Genomic DNA, 20,781 nt, shown 5'->3' with positions numbered 1-20,781 from the left:
AGGATGGGCACATGATATCAGATTCTACTGCTGAGCTGGATTCATAACATTGAGTTTAGGGTCACTCCAAGGTCCAGTTAGCTTGTAACTATAGCTGATTAGGTTAATCACATCCCTATCCAATACACTGCCTGCGATTTTATCAAACAGCAAGATGGCGGTACCTACGCCAAGCCCCACTGGACCACCGGCGACAGCCCCAGCGATAGGCAAGGTCGACGACACTTTAGGTGTGACTTTCACGACTTGATTATAGGTCTGATTAACCATATCAATAGGGCCTTTCATTTCAATCACAGCCGAATCCCCTTGCATGGTCAGATCATTGGTTGAAGCGATACCATTGTCAAACTGAAAATGGCCTTTGATACTGCTGAAATCAAAGCCGCCACCGAACAGGTCACTAAAATCCAGAGATAATCGCCGTGGGATAGCGGCAATGCTGAGTAATCCAAAAATTCTGCCCGCAGCACCAGGTTCGACTTCTAGCAAACTTCCCCGACCTACAGACAAATCCAATTTGCCATTTAGACTCTGACGAGAAAATGACAAGGGATCATGGCTCCAACTCAGGTCAGCATTCACTTTGACCTGCTTAGCTGCAATCACTTTCTGATAATTAAAATGGTCGAGTAATGCTTTTAAGTCATCACTTTCAATACCCAGCACAAAATGACTTTGATCACCAGACTCCGTTTTTTGCCATTCTCCAGTCGCAGATGCCTTCATTGCCGCCGATGATAATGATGCAGTTTTTATTATCCATTGATTTGGTGTTGTCTGTGCTTCCAGGTCTAACTGCCCCAAATCAAGATTGTTAATGGTCAATGAGTTAATTGCCAACTTAATAGGCGGCCATAAATCAGCCGGCTGCTTATTCTTCTCTTGCTCGTTCTCATCCTCGTCATTTACGTTTAGCTTAAGATACTCAAGACTCACATCAAGTGGTGCCGAATTATTGATATCCTCCGGCACACTCACAACGCCTTTTAGTTGAGGTGAGCTTAAATCTAGTAACCATTTAGAATCGGTTTGTTTACCTTTAATAAGTAAATTATCAAGCGACTGTTCTTTCAGTTGAAGTTTAGCCAGCCGGATGTCAAGACTATCAATTTTATCGAGCAATGATGGTCCAGTTGTTTCAGGTAAGCTGTCTTGCCAGTCTAACCATGGCTGAATATCCAGATTGTTAATTACTCCGGCGACTTGTAAACCGCTAAGCGATTCGTTAGCGGCCTGACCGCCCAGCATAATTTGCCCAGAAATTTCACTATTTTTATCAGCATAAATGGCAGCCTTTAACCAGTCTGCATAATGGATGTTATACATCAGGCCATCACTTTTCTCATGCATCACAGCCTGAAGCCGGACAGGCTCTGAGACCGTTTTTCCCAATGGCTTGGGTGCATCAATCTGAATACCTTGTAAATCACTGGTGACTGTGACATTGAGTTCAAAATTACCCGGTTTCGGTTCACTGATGGCAATTCCTGTTGAATAATCACTTTCTCCACGGACAAATGCAGGCACGGCACCTGGCCATGTGTTATTGAGTGCTGCAACAGCTACTCTGCCATTGATATCAACATAGGTTTTTGCTTGTTCAGTTTTCGCATTAATGACTATGGGCTCATTAAAGGCTGTCGCCGTGATTTTTTGTGCTGATACACCGTCATTACTGAACAGAAGACGACCATTAATATTACCTATTTCCAGCCCTGCTATGGCTTTGGTCGTTAAAGCACTTTGATTAAAACTGACATAACCTTTGGCCTGGGTATTATCAGGGTCCACTAATGGCACGGTTAAATCTAATTGAATATTGCTTTGTCCCTTGGCCTGGAGCCAGTCATCAACACTGCCAAAGCGTGACTTTAATGGACTCTTTTTCAAAAAAGCTAAGGCATTACTGGTCGAACCATTTAGTATGCCACTGACTTTCAGAATCGGATTGCTCCTAACGAGATTACTGATAGTGGTGGTAACTTTATTAAAGTTAAAACCCGCTATCTGTCCGGACTCACTCTGAATGAGCAAATTATTACCCTGACCTTCCACTGTGCCATTAACATGCATTAAATCAGGCCAACCAGGGCCATAATGCAACTGAACATCTTCGACGTTCAGTTGCATATCAAACTTACCTTGATCAGGTTCAGTATCAAAAGGAAAGGCTGTCGGGTCACCTTTCATCACAATCGTGCCAGAACGAATAATACCCTGCTGAAAAGCATCAGCTGACCACTTTTCAAAGTCGTCGGGCAAAATTCTTTTAGGCACATACTGTCGCCATTTATTTGCGGCAATATCCTGCAATGTCAAGGTTAAGTCGGTATCGGTAACACCCTTTATCTGTTCAACTTCGCCACTAAGCAGAATATTTAAATCATCGTTCCAGATTTGTAATCCATCTGTATTCACCGCCCACTCATTGTCTTGTTTATGCCAACGTATTTTGCCTTTGATCGAATCAAACAACACAGAATCTGGCAGCCAGGTATCAGCGTAAATGGCGCTTGCTCGGCTATCCAGCTCAAGTGTGCCTTTATTTTTATCCTTATCAATGGAAAAACTTAGGTCATTAGCACCTGGGTAGTCCTGCCAAGGTAAGAAAGAAACACCACTGGCTTTCATCGCAAGTTTATCCAATCCTGACTGCTCAGAATAAGCAAAAGAGACATTTTGCAAATCACCTGCGGGTTTTGTATTCACCAAAACAGCCGGCATGTCATTCATCAATAACGCTAGGGAAGTAATGTCACTCAAACGAATAAATGAGGCCTTTCCTGACAATTCACCATTTGTTTCTTGTTTTATATCAAAAAAAGTCGTGGGCCATTCTTCACCCGCCATTTTAATTTGAACTTGTTTACCCTGTAATTGCCACTGTTTATCAGCATAATCAAGTTGAAAATGCCCCATCAGCTGTTCAAGGCTCACCTCTGTGAACTCATCATCAGGTTTGGACGAAGACAAGGTAGCATCAGTCAGCTCCAACTCAAGTCCCGCCAGCAAAGCTTGTTGGCTTGCTTTCTGTACGTTTAATGTGGCGGTTAATAGTCCGTCATCTAATTTAGACCCTCTGTATGCGCGTTTTTTCAGTAATTTGCCCAGAGAAACCTCATCAAGACGTAACAGCCCCTGCCAGGAAGTAATATTTAGTGCATCATTAATTTGGGCGGTTGCTGATAACTCAAGACTATTCCCCAAAGTCTCAGGGAGTGCTAACGTGGCTTCAGAAATGAATTGTTGGTTATTAAATCGTAGTGATGCCTGTTCGATAATGTACTGACCAGACAGTGCAGGTTCATTATCATCTTTGTACTGGACCTGCACATTCGCTAAACGTGAATGCTTGAGTCTGGTTAACCAGTTAAAAACCGTTTGGATATTATCGTCAGAAAGCGGTTGCTGTGATTGATGCTGATAGCCTTTTACCCGGAATTGACCATCCGCTGTATGTTCTACCTTTAGTTGGGCATTACGGATACTGGCATCCGCTATCATCAACTCGCCACTGCGAACAGATGAAAAGACGTCTACCGCCAGATAAACTTGGCCAGCCTGGAAAATGGGCGTATCCCCTTGTTTCGTCAATACCTTTAGCTGACGAATTTCAAGTTTGGGGATGAGGTCCAGCCAATACAGGCCAGCTTCTTCTATTTCTACAGGGTAACCACTTTGCTGAGACGCCCAGCTGGCAATTTCATCTTTTCGCTCGGCAACCTGATCTGACAGCCAGATAGCGGTTATCAGTAATAAAAGCCCCAACGTGATCGAAATCGCGGTGAGATAAAATAATTGCCGTCCGGCAATATGCAGGCTGCGCTTTAGCATCAAATACCTACATCAGAACCACGTTGAACTGCTCACGGCCATATTGCGGTTCACACTGGAATAATATGGGCTTACCGATATGGTGTTCTAAGTCAGCTACTTTCGTAGAGTCCTCATCATTCAGACGGTCAATCACGTCTTGTGAAGCCAGAATAAGAAACTGTTTGGTCTCATACTGTTTAGACTCACGTACAATCTCACGGAATATTTCATAACATACCGTTTCAACATTTTTGGTGTAGCCTTTACCTTCACAGCAAGGACAGGCTTCGCACAGAATGTGACCTAAACTTTCACGAGTTCTTTTTCGTGTCATCTCCACCAGACCAAGCTCTGATACCGCACTGATGTTATGACGTGCCCGATCTAACTGCATGGCTTTTTCTAAGGCACGTAAGACTTGCTCACGGTGGCCAATTTCATCCATATCAATAAAGTCGATAATGATGATTCCGCCCAGATTGCGTACCCGTAACTGGCGGGCAATGGCATGCGCAGCTTCGAGATTTGTTTTGAAAATGGTTTCTTCCAGATTTTTATGCCCAACAAAACCGCCGGTATTTACATCCACCGTTGTCATGGCTTCCGTTTGATCAAAAATAAGATAGCCGCCAGATTTCAACGGTACCTTACGCTGCAATGCTTTCTGGATTTCATCTTCCACGCTGAACAAATCAAATAGCGGTAAATCGCCTTTGTAATGCTCAAGCCGAGCGGCACACTCAGGCATAAACCCCTCAGCAAAATGCACGGCTTTATGAAATGTTTCTTCAGAATCAATACGAATTCGGTCAATATCTGCAGAAAATAAATCACGTAATGCGCGCATTGCAAGCGATAGATCTTCATGTAGAGGCTCGCCGCACTTGACGAGTTGTTTGCGTTCTTGCAGTTTCGCCCATAATCGGTAAAGAAATTTGAGATCAGCCTTTAATTCAGCTTCTGATACACCTTCTGCTGCAGTCCGCAGAATATATCCACCGGCACCTTCTTCTAGCAGGTCAATCAAACAGGTTTTTAGTCGTTCACGTTCCTGCTCTGTTTCAATTTTTAATGAAACGCCAATGCCTTCCGTTTCCGGCATATACACTAAATAACGTGATGAAACCGACAGTTGCGTGGTAAGACGCGCCCCTTTTGTGCCCATTGGGTCTTTAATGACCTGAACCAGGATCTCCTGACCTTCACGTAATAAACTACTGATAGTCGGCTCAACACTGGGGGCTTCTTTCAGATCACCGGTCTGGCCTTTAGGTATTGAAATGTCTGATACATGTAAAAACGCCGCTCTTGAAAGGCCAATTTCAACAAAAGCCGCTTGCATGCCAGGTAAAACGCGACACACCTTTCCTTTGTAAATATTCCCTACTAAACCACGATATTCATTACGCTCAATAAATACTTCTTGAAGTAGTCCATTCTCAACTACAGCTGCACGGGTTTCACTCGGCGTCACGTTGATCAATATTTCACTACTCATTGGTCATCCATTGTTAATAAAAGTTGTCCCGTTTCCCTGATGGGTAATCCCATAATGCCAGAATAACTGCCTTCTATATGCTCGATAAACAGAGCAGCCAGACCTTGTACCGCATAACCACCGGCTTTATCGACACCTTCTTTAGTGTTGACGTACCAGAGAATATCCTTTTCTTTCATCTCAGTGAAGCGAACATCATTTACAGAAACTAAGCTTGATATCGAATTTTCTTTTGCCAATGCAATCGCCGTCATTACCTGATGCGTTTTACCCGATAACATTTTTAACATGCTTATCGCCTGCTCATCATTCTCGGGTTTACCCAAAATAGTGTTATCAACGACAACGGCCGTATCAGCAGCCAGCACAGGCTTTTTATCAGCGGCTAATAACAAACCTCGTCCAGTCTGTGCCTTTAACTTAGCAATACGACTCACATAATCAAGCGGGAGTTCGTTGTCAAAGACAGATTCATCGACATCTGGATTAATGACAGAAAAGTCCACGCCCATCTGTAATAACAACTCACGTCGTCGTGGTGAACGTGAAGCAAGATAAATTGACGGAAAATTCATGATCGATGATAGGGATGATTCTGCAGGATAGTCCAGGCTCGATAGAGTTGTTCAGCTAATACAATACGCACCAGTGGATGAGGCAAAGTCATTGCAGATAAAGACCATTTCTGATTAGCGCGCTGTAAACAACTCTGATCCAGTCCATCTGGCCCACCAATCATTAAAGCAACATCACGTCCATCTGTCAGCCATTGCTGCATTTGTGATGATAAGACTTCGGTACTCCAACTTTGACCGGTCACGTCCAATGCCACCACGTGCTGATTATCTGGAATCGCAGCCAGAATTCGCTGGCCTTCTTCTTTCTTCCACTGTTCTGGCTGCGCATTTTTCGTTCGGCGTGCAGGCGTGATTTCTGTCAGTTGTAACCCACATTCCCGAGGCATTCGTTTGCTGTATTCTTCATAGCCCTCAGTCACCCAGCCTGGCATTTTATTGCCAACAGCGACGAGATTTATTTTCATTCCCGCTCAGCCGAAGCCTGTTCACTCTGTGCTGGTACAGTCCATAGTTTTTCGAGGTTGTAGGTCAGACGCGTTTGCGGAGTCATGATATGTGTAATCACATCCCCTAAATCTACCAGCGCCCATTCGCCTACTGTTTCCCCTTCAACCCCTAGAGGTTGTACACCTGCTGCTTTTGCTTGCATGACGACTTCATTTGCCAAGGCTTTCACCTGACGACTTGATTTACCTGTGGCAATAATCATGATGTCTGTCACATCAGTCATTTCTTTTACGTCCAGTACCTGGATATCTTCTGCTTTAATGTCTTCGAGAGCATCGATGACCAGTAATTTTAGTTGTTCTGCCTGCATTGGGCACTCCATTTAATCTATCTGTTTCATAGTGTAACGTAAGGGCTTATTAATATCCCGATTATTACGTATCAATTAATCTTTTTTATCAACGCTTACAGTTGCTTGCGGAAACCAACTTTGTGTTTTTCCGGTGGCGTAATAAACCACCAGGCCAAGCCATTCATGGCAGGCTGTTTCCAACACCGCCAGATGTGCTGATAAATCAAAATCCCAATAGCGATTATTGGGTTTGTCACTCCGGTAATCCACTGGGTATGGAATCACATTGATATGCTGTTGCTTAGCGACACCTACCGCTCTGGGCATATGAAAAGCTGATGTGACCAGTATGTATCTGCCAGCGGGTTTCGGAAGTAATGGTTTTATTTTTTGGAAATTCTCATAGGTATTACGCGCCTGCGTTTCAATAATTACTCGTGCTGGCTCCACCCCCGCCTGCGAAAGCAGCTTCTTAGCAACTTGTCCTTCACTATCTAGATGTTGCATCTGTACCAAATTACTACCACCAGTCACAATTATCGGCAATGTTGGATACTGTTGTGCTAACTCAGCGGTTTGTAAAATTCGTTCCGCGCCATCGCCAACCTGTGCCGCATGCCAACTGTCCGATAATTTTAATTGTTCTGCACCACCCAGCATAATAATGCCTGCTAAGGGTTCAGGGATTTGTTCTGGTACCGAAAAACGGGTTTCCAAAGGGTGTATTAAATAATCACCGACCGGATAGCCCATCACGATAAACGACACAATACTCATCAAGAGTAGTATTTTTTTAGCCTGTCGAACGTAATTGAGCCAGAGCAGCAACGTGACAAAAACAAGCAGCCAGACCATTAAGCTTGTCGGGCTGAGTAATCCCCACACCAGTTTCGATAAAACAAAAAACAGATTATCCATCTGTTGCTGAAGTTGATGATATTTGAGAGTAAAGACCTAATTGCTCAATCAGGCTGATCACGGCATCCGGTAAAAGATAACGTACATCCCGACCTTGTTCTAATGCCTCACGAATCGCGGTAGCGGAAATCGACATTTGTGTCACAGGCACCGACCAAATTTTTCCCGCGTTTAATTCAATATCCGCCGGTTCAGCTTGATGTTTATCATAAAAAGCCTGAAGTTCATCGCTTAATAAGAACGCCTCATCGGCCCGCTGCATCACGACAATATGTGCTAAATCAATGATGTCCTGCCACCGTGACCAACTGGGTAAGCTACAAAACGCATCGGTTCCCATTAATAAAAATAGTGGCGTGTCGGGGAAATCTTCTCGCAGGCTTAACAAGGTATCAACCGTATAGGAAGGCCCTTCCCTGCTCAGTTCACGATCATCAACAAGCAGTTTGGGATGGTTCTTGATCGCCAGTTCCAACATCATACGGCGCTGTTTTGCATTGGCAATGGGTTCGATACGATGCGGCGGTATGGCACACGGGATTAGGCGTAGCTGATCCAGGCTTAACTGCTCAACGACATCTACCCCGGTACGTAAATGACCAAAGTGAACAGGATCAAAAGTGCCGCCTAAAATCCCAATTGCCGGTTTATTTTCTGATTTGACCACTACCCAATACTATCCATTTTTGTGACGTCAAACCTTCAAGCCCTACTGGACCGCGAGCATGAATTTTATCTGTCGAAATACCAATTTCAGCGCCAAGCCCGTACTCAAATCCGTCAGCAAAACGTGTTGATGCATTAACCATCACCGAGCTGGAATCCACCTCAGCCAGGAATTGTCTTGAACGCTGATAGTCCTGAGTGATAATGGACTCAGTATGACCCGAACTATGCCTGTTGATATGCGCTATTGCTTCATCAATATCATCGACAATTTTAATTGATAAGATAGGGGCCAAGTACTCAGTATCCCAATCTTCGGCTGTTGCTTTATTGATATCAGTCAAAATCTGTAAAGTGCTCTCACAGCCTCTTAACTCAACACCTTCTTCAGCGTATTTCACGGCTAAACGAGGCAAAATGGCATTCGCTTCATCAGCCGCTACAAGCAATGTTTCCATCGCATTACACACGCCATAACGATGGCATTTTGCGTTGATCGCTATGGTTTCAGCCATATCCAGATCAGCACCTTTGTCGATATAGACATGACAAATACCATCCAGATGTTTAATAACAGGCACTCTGGCATCTTGGCTGATACGTTCGATCAAGCCTTTACCGCCTCTTGGCACGATTACGTCCACATATTGTGACATGGTAATCAAGGCGCCTACAGCGTCACGGTCAGTGGTTTCAACGACTTGAATAACTGTCTCAGGTAAACCAACCAGGTTCAAACCTCGTTTAATGCATGCAGCAATCGCTTGATTAGAATGAATCGCCTCACTACCACCACGCAAAATAGTCGCATTACCTGATTTCAGACATAATGCAGCGGCATCAGCGGTTACATTCGGACGTGACTCGTAAATAATGCCAACGACTCCAAGAGGCACACGCATTTTGCCTAATTGAATGCCTGAAGGGCGATACGTCATATCACTCACTTCACCGACAGGATCAGCCAAAGCGGCAATTTGCTCCAAGCCTTCAGCCATCGATTCGATGCGAGCATCCGTTAATGTCAGGCGATCTAATAAAGCAGCATCCAGTCCTTTCTCTTGCCCTGACTTCAAGTCACGGGCATTTTCCTGCTTTAATACTTCGGCATGAGCACGAATATCTGTCGCTATCGCCAGCAGTGCTCGGTTTTTAATATCTGTACCCGCGCTCGCGAGCTTGCGACTGGCTAGCCGAGCCTGGTGACCTAATGTGTGCATGTACTCAACAACGTTCAATTAAGCACTCCTTTCCAATATATTGGTTTTTATGTCTATGCCAGAAGCACTCAAACAAAGTGTTTCCAAAAGACGCCAAGAACAGTTTTTTGTTATCCCTTTCGCAGCCTGGTCGATGTCAGACATTTGCTGTAAGAAGAACTGCCAGCGACTGTGGTTATAGCGTTCGATAGCTTGTCGCATTACCGCTTTGTTTTTATCCCAAACAGGAGGTTTTTGAGAAGCAAAGACACGTTCAATCTGTTCGCCTGCAGCCACTTGAGCAGCCATATCAACCACACGCTGTAATGACCAATTTACCGCAGAAAAAACAGCCAGAATATCAACACCTTCGGCGCGTAAACGGGCTATTATACGTGGGATTCTTGCATACTGTCCTGCAAATACAGCATCCATAAGTCCAAAAGCCTCAAACTTGGCATTGTCAGCGACTGATGCCAACACCAAAGCTTCATCAATTTGACCATCAAGACTCAGCAAGGAAAGCTTTTCAATTTCTTGTGCTGCAGCAAACAAGTTACCTTCCACTCGTTCTGCAATAAGTGTAGCAATTTTAAGATCAGCCCTCAGTCCCTTTGCTTGCATTCGTTGTGCGACCCACTGTGGAAGTTGAGCCAGAGCAACAGGCCATATCGGCAGTGTCACTCCAAGATTATCCAGCTCAGTAAACCATTTCGCTTTTTGTGATCGGGCATCAATTTTGCCACTGATAATTAACAGTGTTGTATCTTGTGGTGGGTTGGCTGCAAACTTGCGTAGAGCCTCACCGCCCTCCTTGCCAGGGCTTCCGGAAGGCAGACGGATTTCGATCAAACGCTGACTAGCAAATAAAGATAAGCTTTGTTCCTGCCATTTAATTTGTGCCCAATCAAAGCGACCTTCAACGCTCCATACTTCGCGTTCATTGGCCCCAGCCTGACGAATATGTTGACGGATAATATCAGCCGACTCTTCGATCAGAAGCGCTTCTTCCCCGAATAATAAATAAACAGGTTTTAATGAAGCCGATAAATGATTGCTTAACTGTTCCAGTCTTATCCGCATGGTTTACTTCAGTGCTGATAAGCGTCTCAGCACATTCTGAACCATCTGTTTATTCAAATCATCGCGAATAACGGTCTGTTGTTCGTCCATAGCTAATAGTTGATTACGATCAAACTGATAGTCACGTCTGGCCTGAACTGTAATCACATCACTCATCGGTTTACCGCTTGGCGAAGAGACTTTGAAAGAAAAACGGGTTTCCAACTCATACTCTGTGACTTTGGCATCTGAACCAACAGACAGTACATTCTGATCAAACACATTTTCAACAACGGTCATCACAGCAGCACCTTCTTTATAAGTATCCAGTACCTGGATACCATTGCGCGTCAAGGCACGTTTTAGCTGCAAGCCAAATGAATCTTGTCGTATGTTCAGACCTTGTATATAGATGGTTTTTAACGATTCGGGCACATTAGCTTCACCTCGTAGATGAAAACCACAGGCTGTCAGTGTCAGCATCAAAATACCGGTCATCAAACTCATCAATACACGATTCATTTTCATATCCTTAAATTTAGCCGGCAACCACAATATTTAATAAACGGCCTGGTACCAGAATCACTTTACGTACTTCTTTGCCATCCGTGAACCGCTGTACATTTTCATCAGCAAAAGCCAGCGCCTCGACATCTTTTTGTTCAGCATCGGCCGCCACAGATATTTTGGCCCGCAATTTACCATTCACCTGAACCATTAGCTCAATTTTGTCTTGCTTTAAAGCTGTCTCATCTATCGTCGGCCACGAGACATTCACAATAGCTTCGTCATGCCCCAAAGTTTGCCATAAATGATGACAAATGTGCGGGGTAATCGGCGATAACATCAGTACCACCAGCTCAAGTGCTTCCTGCATTACGACATGCGCTTTTTCACTATCATCATTTAATTTAGTGAGACTATTCATCAACTCCATCACGGCGGCAATTGCTGTGTTGAAAGTATGGCGACGGCCAATATCATCACTCACCTTTGCCAATGTCTGATGTGCCTGACGACGTAAAGCCTGTAATGATTCAGATAAATCGCTTAAATCACCCGCTTTAACCACGCCATGTTCAGCATGTTCAGTCACCGCACGCCACAGACGTCTGAGGAAACGATTCGCACCATCTACCCCTTGGTCAGACCATTCCAGCGACATTTCAGGTGGTGCTGCAAACATCATAAACAAACGTGATGTATCCGCACCATACTGATCGATTAAGGCTTGCGGATCGACAGTATTACCTTTCGATTTTGACATTTTGGCACCATCTTTCAGCACCATGCCCTGTGTTAACAGGTTCTTAAATGGCTCATCTCCTGAAATCAGCCCTTCATCTCTCATCAGTTTGTGGAAAAAGCGCGCATACAATAAATGTAAAACCGCATGCTCAATACCACCGATATATTGATCCACAGGTAACCAATAATCTGCCCTTTCATCCAGCATCGCTTCGCTATTGTCAGGACAAGCGAAACGGGCGAAATACCACGAGGATTCAAAGAAGGTATCAAAGGTATCGGTTTCACGCTGAGCAGGCTTGCCACATTTAGGACAGCTGCACTCATAAAACTCAGGCATGGATTTAATTGGTGAACCTGAACCATCCACAATCACATCTTCAGGTAAAACGACCGGTAAATCCTGTTCAGGTACGGCAACAGCTCCACAATCATCACAATTGATAATCGGAATCGGCGTTCCCCAATAACGCTGACGAGACACACCCCAGTCACGAAGTCTGTAATTAACTTGACGCTCACCTTTATTCTGACTCACTAGGAAATCAGCAATCGCATCAAAGGCTTCTTGCTCTTTTAAGCCATCAAATTGTTTAGAGTTGATCAACTCACCTTTTTCAGTGAATGCGGCTTTTGTTAAGTCAATTTCTTGCTGGTTTACTGGCTTAATGACTTGTTTTATCGGCAACTGATATTTTTGTGCGAACTCAAAGTCACGCTGATCATGAGCCGGTACAGACATTACTGCGCCAGTACCATAGCCCATCAAAACAAAATTAGCCGCCCAGACAGGTACTTGTTCTCCCGTTACCGGATGAATAGCCAGTAATCCCGTATCCACGCCTTTTTTCTCAGCGGTTTCCATCGCCGCTTCAGAAGTTTCCATTTTTCGGCATTCATCAATAAATGTTTGCAGAATAGGATTATCATTGGCGGCTCTGAGCGCCAACGGGTGTTCAGCTGCCACCGCAAGATAGCTCACTCCCATCAGGGTATCCGGGCGTGTTGTATAGACCTCAAGTGTTTCCTTGCTGCCGACCATATCAAATTGAATCTGCACACCTTCTGAACGTCCAATCCAATTCGCCTGCATGGTTTTCACCTGCTCTGGCCAACCATCAAGTTGGTCTAAATCAGCAAGTAACTGATCGGCATAGTCGGTAATTTTCATAAACCATTGTGGAATTTCACGACGTTCCACTTTGGTGTCACAGCGCCAACAGCAGCCATCAATCACTTGCTCATTGGCTAATACCGTCTGATCATGTGGGCACCAATTCACTGCTGCCGTTTTTTTGTAAACCAAGCCTTTTTCGAACAAGCGGGTAAACAACCATTGTTCCCAACGGTAATATTGTGGTGTGCAAGTGGCTAACTCACGTTGCCAGTCATAACCAAGTCCTAAACGCTGCAACTGACCACGCATATAGTCAATGTTCTGATACGTCCATGAAGCAGGCGCTACTTTATTTTTTATCGCTGCATTTTCTGCCGGTAGACCGAAAGCATCCCAGCCCATAGGTTGTAATACATTTTTCCCTTGCATACGCTGATAACGTGCAATCACATCACCAATGGTGTAGTTACGCACATGCCCCATGTGCAGTTGCCCACTAGGATAAGGAAACATCGACAAACAATAGAATTTTTCTTTGGAAGTATCTTCCACAACATGGAAGCTATTATTTTCCTGCCAGTATTTCTGTGCAGCCGATTCTACTTGGTCGGGACGGTATTCGTTTTGCATGGATTCTCTTTAAATCAGGGACTTGAAAAGCGCTAAGCATAACTCAGAGCATCAGTAAGGCTCAAAATAATCTGTCGTTTCGTTTAGCTAAAAAAATAAAGCAGCTCGTTCAGCTGCTCTATTTCATGATGACGTTGGATATCAGCTTCAGCTATTTTCCTGCCGCCATCAATGTTTCATATTTTGCGTAGAGCTGATCATGTGTTTCTTCATTATCCGGGTCTTTTGGTATGCAATCGACCGGACAAACTTCAACACATTGTGGTGTATCGAAGTGGCCCACACACTCAGTACATAAGTCAGGATCTATCTCATAGATTTCAGCACCTTGAGAAATAGCTCCATTAGGACATTCTGGTTCACAGACATCACAGTTGATACATTCATCAGTGATAAACAGCGACATGGTTTACTCCAGTAAAATTCAATAATGATCTTAGCGCGGTTAGTTATGGGCAGGCAATTTGCGTTTCAAAGCTTCTTGTACACATGGGGCAACAAATTCAGAGACATCCCCACCTAATACAGCAATTTCTTTAACCAAAGTAGAAGAAACAAAACTTAAATTTTCCGCTGGCGTTAAGAACAAGGTTTCCACTTTTGATTGCATTCGGCGATTCATGGTGGCCAATTGTAATTCATACTCAAAATCTGAGACGGCTCGTAAGCCACGAATAATGACATTGGCACCCATACTGAGTGCTTCATTGACTAACAGACCTTTAAAACCGCAGACTTCCACGTTCTCAATGCCTTTGGTCGTTTCTCTGACTAATTCGACCCGCTCATCAAGACTAAACATCGGTTTCTTGCCAGGGTTAATCGCCACAGCCACAATAATGCGCTCAAATAAGGGGGAAGCACGCTTGATAAGATCAATATGCCCATAAGTAATAGGGTCAAATGTACCCGGATATATGGCAACAGTGCTCAAGCGTCTTCTCCAGCATGAAATTCAAATAAGCAGTATTTTACATCACCTGCTTTCTTTTCTTTCAATAAATACCAAGCGGATGGTAAATCAGGCAGGTCATGCTTTGCCGGATACTCGAGATAAATCATGGCTCCATCACTCAAGAGATTATGTGACAACAATGCAAATGCCGTTTTTGTCCATAAATCGGCCTGATATGGTGGGTCAATAAACACGATATCAAACGATTTATCGAGCACACCAATAACCTGCTCAGCAGATGTATTTTCAATATGACAATTGGCTGCCTGGAGGGCTTCAGCATTCTGTTTAAGCTGTAAAAAAGCCTGACGGTCATTTTCTACCAGCACCACCTCAGCAGCACCTCTCGATGCCGCTTCAAATCCTAATGCGCCACTGCCAGCAAACAAATCGAGACAGCGACTGGCGCCAATATGAGGCTGCAACCAGTTAAATACCGTTTCTCTGGTACGGTCACTGGTTGGCCTCAAGCCTTCGACTTCAGGAAAACCTAATTTTCTACCGCGCCAAATGCCGCCAATAATTCTAAGAGTGCCAGCGCCAGTTCTGGCTTTATTATTTTGTTTCGCCACCTACTAATACCGTTAACATTTTGTCTGCGTGAACACGCCTTTTAAAGGCGTCTTTTATATCAGCCACAGTCACGGCATTCACTTTATCGTTAAAGCTATCCAGATAATCCAGCGGCAATCCGTAAAAGCCTATCATAGAAAGGTAATCAGCGATCTTGCTATTACTATCTACTCTGAGGGCAAACCCACCTGTGATGTTTTGTTTTGCTGCTTTCAACTGTGCTTCAGTCGGTCCGTTTTTAATATAAGCATTTAGCGTATCTTTTAGTACATGAAGTGCTTCTTCAGTTTGATCATTTCGTGTTTGCAAACCAAACACATACGGTCCAGCTTTTTGCATGGGACTAAAGTAACTATAAACACCGTAAGTCAGTCCTCGTTTTTCGCGTATTTCATCACTCAGCATCGAGACTAGACCGCTGCCGCCCAAGATGTGATTACCGACATACAAAGGAAAATAATCAGGGTCGTCCCGACTCATGCCGATTTGTCCCATCATAATCGTGGTTTGAGATGACGGGAACGGTAACACGACTTTTTGCTGTTTAGTCAGAGGTGTTACTGCAGGTAGCTCTGGTGCTGTGTTTCCACTTTTCAGGTTCTTAGTTAAGGTGGTTGCCATTTCATTGGCTTGCTGTTTACTGACATCTCCAACAATAACTACGACTGCATTTTTCGCCACATAATATTGCTGATAAAACGCTTTTAAATCATCCAGATTAATTTTTTCTACACTAACAGTATCTCCCACAGACATTCGGCTATAGGGATGCTGACCATAGAGTTTCTGAAAGAAAGTGCGTGTGGCGATGCTTTGTGGAGACTGTTTTTCAGCCTGTAACGCGGTTAATAACTGCTGTTTTATGCGAAGAAATGACGATTCAGGGAAACTCGGTTTTGCTATTACTTCAGCAAACATATTCAGTGCAGTATCAAACGCTTTTTTCTCCGTTAGCGTTCGCAGACTCAACACGGCCATATCTCGTTCAGAACTAGCACTGTAGTTTGCGCCAACCGATGAGAAAGTATCAGCAATTCCATCCGCATCCAAGTCAGCAGCACCCTCATCAAGCATAGCGTTAGTTAGCTTTGCCAGTCCCGGATATTCACCATCACGAGCAGCACCCGCATTAAAGACAATATTCACATCAACCATGGGTAACTCAGGCGCATTCACAAAATATACTCTGGCGCCGTTATTCGTTATCCAGTGCTCAATATCAGGACTGGCAAAAAGGCTAGAACTGAACAATAAACTGATAACGAAAATCCATTTTTTAATGGACATACTGACCTCCAGCAGATGAAACAGGATGACGACCATCAAGAGGTAATGGCACTAACTCACCAACCGTTAGTTGTTCGTTTGTAAGATATTTATTTGCTACGGCTTGCACTTGCTCGGCAGTAACCGTTTTAATGTTATCGACGTATTGTTCACCTACACGCCAGTCGACACCGATAGTTTCCAGCATCCCAATCTGCATTGCCTGGTAGAACACGCTATCTTTTTCATAGACTGCATCAGCAACAACTTGAGCTTTCACACGCTCTAACTCCTCATGACTGACAGGCTGATTTTTAAGTTGAGTAATTTGTTCGATAATGGCTTTTTTCAGCTCATCTACTGACTTGCCATTAGCTGGAGTGCCCGCAATAGTGAATAAATCTGAAAGTCGCGAAAACAGACTGTTACCTGCGCCAACACTTGAGGCGACTTGCTGCTCACGTACTAACTGTTTAGCAAATCTCGCGCTGTTACCGCCATCAAGGATATTTGCCAACACTTCCAGAGCATATGGTTCCCATGCATTTTCTTTAGAAACAGTGGTGACCGAAGGTACCTTCCAGCCCATCATTAAATACGGCAACTCAGCAGGAGCTTTTACTTCAATTTCACGGATGCCTTTTTGATTCACTTCAACCTGCGGTTTTAATGTCGCGACTTTTTCTGGCTTTAATGGCCCAAAATATTTCTTTGCCAAGGCCAGCACCGCTTTTGGTGAAACATCACCAACCACAACAACAGTGGCATTATTCGGTGCATACCACTTTTGATACCACACTCTTAAATCATCGACTTGATAGTGATTGATATCGCTCATCCAACCAATCACGGGGCGATGATAAGGACTACTCACAAATGCAGCGGCATCGAATCGTTCTCTTAGTAAAGCCTGCGGATTATCATCTGTCCGCATCCGACGCTCTTCCGCAACAACTTTCTGTTCTTTTTTCAACTCATCAGGATCAATAACAAGATTGCGCATTCTATCGGCTTCATTCTTAAAACTGACTTCTAATCTATCTTTATGAAGTTTTTGGAAATAAGCCGTGTAATCCTGGCCGGTAAAGGCGTTTTGCTCCCCCCCATTTTCAGCAATAATATGGGAGAACTCGTTCGGTGCCAGATGCTTTGTTCCTTTAAACATCATGTGTTCCAGCATATGAGAAATCCCTGTTATCCCTTCATGCTCATAGCTCGCCCCTACCTTGTACCAGACTTGAGAGACGACGACAGGTGCCCGATGGTCTTCTTTCACTATAAGCTTCAGGCCGTTGTCTAATTCAAACTCACTCACATTGGCTAAAGCTAGTGTGGGTAAGAAGAAAATAAGCCCGGCTATTTTTTTTATATTCAGCATCTGCATCTCTTTTTTTGTAACGCATGATAAGATTTACCGTCGAAGTTTAACGACAAGCAGAGAATATGTTTAGTTTCCTTAAAAGAAAGTCAAAAACACCCGCGTCAGACGCCTCTATTGCTGAAGATAACACTGTTGATAATTCGCAAGAATTATCCCCTGCTGATGAAACCGCAGAGGAAAAGACAGATAACGTACCGCAACCCGGTTTTTTTAGTCGTCTGAAACAAGGCTTAAGCCGAACCAGCAGTAAACTTACTGAAGGTTTCGCCAGCTTAATTTTAGGTCGTAAAAACATTGATGATGACCTGCTGGAAGAGCTTGAAACTCAACTTCTTACAGCCGATCTTGGTGTTGAAGCAACGACACGAATTATTACTGATCTGACTCAGCGCGTGGCCCGCAAACAATTAAACGACGTAGAAGCCTTATTTGCCGCTATGCGTGAGGATATGATTTCTATCCTTGAACCAAGTAGTCAACCACTGGAAATACCAGAAAAAACTGATGGACCCTATGTGATTCTGATGGTAGGAATAAACGGTGTGGGCAAAACCACTACCATCGGCAAACTCGCTAAGCAATTCCAACAGCAAGGTAAAAAAGTCATGCTGGCAGCTGGTGATACCTTCCGCGCAGCAGCGGTAGAACAGTTACAAGTATGGGGTGAGCGTAACAATATCCCGGTTATCGCACAAAAGACCGGCGCTGACTCGGCTTCTGTCATTTTTGATGGATTACAAGCCGCTAAAGCCAGAAATATGGATATTCTGATTGCTGACACCGCTGGCCGCCTGCATACACAGTCCAATTTAATGGAAGAGTTAAAAAAAGTGAAACGTGTCATGGCTAAAGTGGATGACACAGCACCTCATGAGGTCATGCTCGTGCTGGATGCAGGTACTGGACAAAATGCACTTCAGCAAGCACAGCAATTTCAACAATCTGTTGGTGTTTCAGGCATTACATTGACCAAATTAGATGGCACAGCCAAAGGCGGTATTATTTTCGCCATTGCCAATAAAACAAAATTGCCTATCCGTTATATTGGTGTGGGTGAAAAAATCGATGATCTACGTCCATTTAATGCCACTGATTTTGTTGATGCTTTGTTGGGAAAAGAAGAGATTAAATGATCCGTTTCACTGACGTCTATAAACGCTATACCAATCAATATGAAGCTTTATCTGGCCTGAGTTTTGAACTCGAAAAAGGTGAAATGGCTTTTCTCACCGGTCATTCTGGCGCAGGTAAAAGTACCTTATTAAAACTTATTGCACTGATTGAACGCAGCACGCATGGTCAAGTCTGGGTAAATAACCAAAATCTCACCCGTCTGCCTAAATGGAAAGTCCCTTATTACCGACGCAAAATTGGCTTAGTCTTTCAGGATCACAATCTGCTTCATGACCGAACTGTTTTTGATAATGTCGCACTGCCATTGATTATAGCCGGTGAAAATCATCGGGAGATTGGACGTCGAGTTAGAGCGGCTCTGGATAAAGTCAACTTACTGGGAAAAGAACGTAATCTGCCTATTGCTTTATCTGGTGGTGAACAACAACGTGTCGGTATCGCCCGTGCGGTTGTGAACAGACCTCCAGTGCTACTTGCTGATGAGCCAACTGGTAATTTGGATCCTGAATTATCAAGAGAAATCATGCATCTCTTTGAACAGTTCAATCAGGTTGGCGTCACAGTATTCATTGCCAGCCATGACCACGAACTGATCAGCACGATGCCCTATCGCCAACTCACGCTACACCAAGGACGTCTTGCCTGACATGTTGTCATTCAATTTACCTAATTATTTTCTAAGACACTTACAGGTCATGCTCTATAGTTTAGGGCAACTCTCCAGAACGCCTGTCGCCAGTGTGATGACGGTTTTAGTTATAGGCATAGCGCTAGCACTTCCAGCCGGCTTGTATGTATTACTGAAAAATGTGGAGCAAGTGGCTGGACAATGGGATGATGCCAGTCAAATTTCACTCTTTCTGAAACCAAACACAAACGATGCGCGTGGTAAACAACTTGCTGAACAGTTACTTGCCTGGCCAGACATCAGTGCTGTTGACTACCATTCTGCCAAACAATCTTTGCAGGAGTTCCGGCAATTATCAGGGCTAGATGAGATTCTAGATAGTCTACCTACGAATCCCTTACCGCCGGTCATTATCATTAAACCCGTTGAAACAGAGCACGAAGAAGCTATTCAAGGTTTACTCGAACGTTTACAAAACATGCAGGAAGTTGACTTAGCCCAGCTTGATATGGCTTGGCTGAAACGTCTAAAAACGATTAATCAAACAGGTGAACGAGGCATTACTATTCTTGCAACTCTATTATCTTTGAGTGTGCTGTTAGTTATTGGCAATACGATTCGTCTAGCCATTCTTAGCAGGCAAACTGAAATACGCGTGATAAAACTGGTTGGTGGTACTAACGCTTTTGTCAGAAGGCCTTTTCTATACACGGGATTTTGGTACGGCCTGTTAGGTGGAGCTATTGCCTGGTTCACTTTACTAATAGCCTTACTCGCTATTAATGGACCTATCACTAGGTTAACAGCCCTCTATGATAGCCAGTTTTCACTCCAGTGGATGCTCGGACAAATGTTTCTGTCTCTACCACTTTTTGGGCTTCTATTGGGGGTGTCGGGCGCATGGCTAGCCGTTGGCCGTCACTTGAATGATATCGAACCCACATAGTGGCAAATACAGGAACTTTTTCTAAAAATAAGCTTCTTATAGTTGATATTAATGCTTTAGTGTTATGATTAAAGGAATGACTCTCAGGAGACAAGAACAGATGACAATGAATGTAGCTCAATATGATATGGCTTTAGCACCTATTGGTAATTTAGATGCTTACACCAGTCTTGTGCATACCATTCCTGTATTAACTGAGGAAGAAGAATACGATCTTGCGAATCGCCTGCAAACTGAAGGTGATCTTAAAGCCGCCCAACGGTTGGTCTTATCTCACTTACGTTTTGTAGTTCGTATTGCCAAAGGATACAGTGGTTACGGACTACCCGTTGCCGACTTAATTCAAGAAGGCAACATCGGCCTG

General features: G+C 44.0%; 20 protein-coding genes. 4 read left to right on the top strand and 16 right to left on the bottom strand.

Features of this window, described 5'->3' with window-relative positions; translation table 11 throughout:
• Nucleotides 1-24: 24 nt before the first annotated feature.
• The 16 genes from B2248_RS06165 to B2248_RS06090 form a co-directional block, all read right to left on the bottom strand.
• Entirely contained in the window at nt 25-3,837 is a 3,813-nt protein-coding gene (locus tag B2248_RS06165; protein WP_273182301.1) for a YhdP family protein, read from the bottom strand.
• Between the two features lie 7 nt (nt 3,838-3,844).
• A complete protein-coding gene (gene rng / locus B2248_RS06160) occupies nt 3,845-5,317 on the bottom strand; it encodes a ribonuclease G (protein WP_007145781.1) in 1,473 nt (490 codons plus the stop codon).
• Nucleotides 5,314-5,892, bottom strand: coding sequence for a Maf family protein (locus B2248_RS06155; RefSeq protein ID WP_007145782.1), 579 nt, complete (start codon nt 5,890-5,892; stop codon nt 5,314-5,316). The genes rng and B2248_RS06155 overlap by 4 nt, the downstream gene beginning before the upstream one ends.
• Nucleotides 5,889-6,359 (bottom strand): 23S rRNA (pseudouridine(1915)-N(3))-methyltransferase RlmH, encoded by a 471-nt coding sequence (rlmH, locus tag B2248_RS06150; RefSeq protein ID WP_273182306.1) that lies wholly within the window; start codon nt 6,357-6,359, stop codon nt 5,889-5,891. The genes B2248_RS06155 and rlmH overlap by 4 nt, the downstream gene beginning before the upstream one ends.
• A complete protein-coding gene (rsfS, locus tag B2248_RS06145; RefSeq protein WP_007145784.1) occupies nt 6,356-6,712 on the bottom strand; it encodes a ribosome silencing factor in 357 nt (118 codons plus the stop codon). Before rsfS ends, rlmH begins: the two co-directional genes overlap by 4 nt.
• 75 nt (nt 6,713-6,787) lie before the next feature.
• Complete coding sequence (locus B2248_RS06140; RefSeq protein WP_273182308.1) at nt 6,788-7,612, bottom strand: YdcF family protein; 825 nt, start codon at nt 7,610-7,612, stop codon at nt 6,788-6,790.
• Entirely contained in the window at nt 7,605-8,279 is a 675-nt protein-coding gene (gene nadD / locus B2248_RS06135; RefSeq protein ID WP_273182310.1) for a nicotinate-nucleotide adenylyltransferase, read from the bottom strand. Before nadD ends, B2248_RS06140 begins: the two co-directional genes overlap by 8 nt.
• Nucleotides 8,260-9,516, bottom strand: coding sequence for a glutamate-5-semialdehyde dehydrogenase (locus tag B2248_RS06130; protein WP_273182311.1), 1,257 nt, complete (start codon nt 9,514-9,516; stop codon nt 8,260-8,262). The genes nadD and B2248_RS06130 overlap by 20 nt, the downstream gene beginning before the upstream one ends.
• Nucleotides 9,517-10,560, bottom strand: coding sequence for a DNA polymerase III subunit delta (gene holA / locus B2248_RS06125; RefSeq protein WP_273182314.1), 1,044 nt, complete (start codon nt 10,558-10,560; stop codon nt 9,517-9,519).
• A 3-nt stretch (nt 10,561-10,563) separates the two neighbouring features.
• Nucleotides 10,564-11,061, bottom strand: a complete 498-nt coding sequence (gene lptE / locus B2248_RS06120; protein ID WP_273182316.1) for an LPS assembly lipoprotein LptE — start codon at nt 11,059-11,061, stop codon at nt 10,564-10,566.
• A 16-nt stretch (nt 11,062-11,077) separates the two neighbouring features.
• Entirely contained in the window at nt 11,078-13,534 is a 2,457-nt protein-coding gene (gene leuS / locus B2248_RS06115) for a leucine--tRNA ligase (RefSeq protein WP_273182319.1), read from the bottom strand.
• Nucleotides 13,535-13,685: 151 nt separating this feature from the next.
• Nucleotides 13,686-13,940, bottom strand: a complete 255-nt coding sequence (locus B2248_RS06110) for a YfhL family 4Fe-4S dicluster ferredoxin (RefSeq protein WP_007145791.1) — start codon at nt 13,938-13,940, stop codon at nt 13,686-13,688.
• Between the two features lie 39 nt (nt 13,941-13,979).
• On the bottom strand, nt 13,980-14,468 hold the full coding sequence (gene coaD, locus B2248_RS06105; protein ID WP_007145792.1) for a pantetheine-phosphate adenylyltransferase: 489 nt from the start codon (nt 14,466-14,468) through the stop codon (nt 13,980-13,982).
• A complete protein-coding gene (gene rsmD / locus B2248_RS06100; RefSeq protein WP_273182323.1) occupies nt 14,465-15,061 on the bottom strand; it encodes a 16S rRNA (guanine(966)-N(2))-methyltransferase RsmD in 597 nt (198 codons plus the stop codon). The genes coaD and rsmD overlap by 4 nt, the downstream gene beginning before the upstream one ends.
• Nucleotides 15,045-16,349, bottom strand: coding sequence for a M16 family metallopeptidase (locus B2248_RS06095; RefSeq protein WP_273182326.1), 1,305 nt, complete (start codon nt 16,347-16,349; stop codon nt 15,045-15,047). The genes rsmD and B2248_RS06095 overlap by 17 nt, the downstream gene beginning before the upstream one ends.
• The gene (locus B2248_RS06090) at nt 16,339-17,706 is read right to left on the bottom strand and encodes a M16 family metallopeptidase (protein WP_273182328.1); all 1,368 of its coding nucleotides are present in this window, start codon (nt 17,704-17,706) and stop codon (nt 16,339-16,341) included. Before B2248_RS06090 ends, B2248_RS06095 begins: the two co-directional genes overlap by 11 nt.
• A 65-nt stretch (nt 17,707-17,771) precedes the next feature.
• Here B2248_RS06090 and ftsY point away from each other — a divergent pair, with 65 nt between their 5' ends.
• The 4 genes from ftsY to B2248_RS06070 form a co-directional block, all read left to right on the top strand.
• Nucleotides 17,772-18,842: a signal recognition particle-docking protein FtsY gene (gene ftsY / locus B2248_RS06085; RefSeq protein WP_273182329.1), complete on the top strand. Its 1,071-nt coding sequence runs from the start codon at nt 17,772-17,774 to the stop codon at nt 18,840-18,842.
• Nucleotides 18,839-19,489 carry a cell division ATP-binding protein FtsE gene (gene ftsE, locus B2248_RS06080; RefSeq protein ID WP_007145797.1) on the top strand — a complete coding sequence of 217 codons (651 nt, stop codon included), beginning with the start codon at nt 18,839-18,841 and terminating at the stop codon, nt 19,487-19,489. The genes ftsY and ftsE overlap by 4 nt, the downstream gene beginning before the upstream one ends.
• Nucleotide 19,490: 1 nt before the next feature.
• The gene (gene ftsX, locus B2248_RS06075; RefSeq protein WP_007145798.1) at nt 19,491-20,417 is read left to right on the top strand and encodes a permease-like cell division protein FtsX; all 927 of its coding nucleotides are present in this window, start codon (nt 19,491-19,493) and stop codon (nt 20,415-20,417) included.
• A gap of 100 nt (nt 20,418-20,517) precedes the next feature.
• On the top strand, nt 20,518-20,781 hold a 264-nt coding region (locus tag B2248_RS06070; protein WP_286722409.1), incomplete at its 3' end, for a sigma factor.

The organism is Methylophaga sp. UBA2012, assembly GCF_002335235.1.
Lineage (GTDB): Bacteria > Pseudomonadota > Gammaproteobacteria > Nitrosococcales > Methylophagaceae > Methylophaga > Methylophaga thalassica.
The sequence above is the reverse complement of the archived record's forward strand: the minus strand, read 5'-3'. Positions and strand labels throughout refer to the sequence as shown.

Bases quoted from the DNA above. Each gene is read 5' to 3' on its own strand.
- B2248_RS06165 (WP_273182301.1), bottom strand. From the start codon at position 3,837: ATGCTAAAGCGCAGCCTGCATATTGCCGGACGGCAATTATTTTATCTC.
- rng (WP_007145781.1), bottom strand. From the start codon at position 5,317: ATGAGTAGTGAAATATTGATCAACGTGACGCCGAGTGAAACCCGTGCA.
- B2248_RS06155 (WP_007145782.1), bottom strand. From the start codon at position 5,892: ATGAATTTTCCGTCAATTTATCTTGCTTCACGTTCACCACGACGACGT.
- rlmH (WP_273182306.1), bottom strand. From the start codon at position 6,359: ATGAAAATAAATCTCGTCGCTGTTGGCAATAAAATGCCAGGCTGGGTG.
- rsfS (WP_007145784.1), bottom strand. From the start codon at position 6,712: ATGCAGGCAGAACAACTAAAATTACTGGTCATCGATGCTCTCGAAGAC.
- B2248_RS06140 (WP_273182308.1), bottom strand. From the start codon at position 7,612: ATGGATAATCTGTTTTTTGTTTTATCGAAACTGGTGTGGGGATTACTC.
- holA (WP_273182314.1), bottom strand. From the start codon at position 10,560: ATGCGGATAAGACTGGAACAGTTAAGCAATCATTTATCGGCTTCATTA.
- lptE (WP_273182316.1), bottom strand. From the start codon at position 11,061: ATGAATCGTGTATTGATGAGTTTGATGACCGGTATTTTGATGCTGACA.
- leuS (WP_273182319.1), bottom strand. From the start codon at position 13,534: ATGCAAAACGAATACCGTCCCGACCAAGTAGAATCGGCTGCACAGAAA.
- B2248_RS06110 (WP_007145791.1), bottom strand. From the start codon at position 13,940: ATGTCGCTGTTTATCACTGATGAATGTATCAACTGTGATGTCTGTGAA.
- B2248_RS06095 (WP_273182326.1), bottom strand. From the start codon at position 16,349: ATGTCCATTAAAAAATGGATTTTCGTTATCAGTTTATTGTTCAGTTCT.
- B2248_RS06090 (WP_273182328.1), bottom strand. From the start codon at position 17,706: ATGCTGAATATAAAAAAAATAGCCGGGCTTATTTTCTTCTTACCCACA.
- ftsY (WP_273182329.1), top strand. From the start codon at position 17,772: ATGTTTAGTTTCCTTAAAAGAAAGTCAAAAACACCCGCGTCAGACGCC.
- ftsE (WP_007145797.1), top strand. From the start codon at position 18,839: ATGATCCGTTTCACTGACGTCTATAAACGCTATACCAATCAATATGAA.
- ftsX (WP_007145798.1), top strand. From the start codon at position 19,491: ATGTTGTCATTCAATTTACCTAATTATTTTCTAAGACACTTACAGGTC.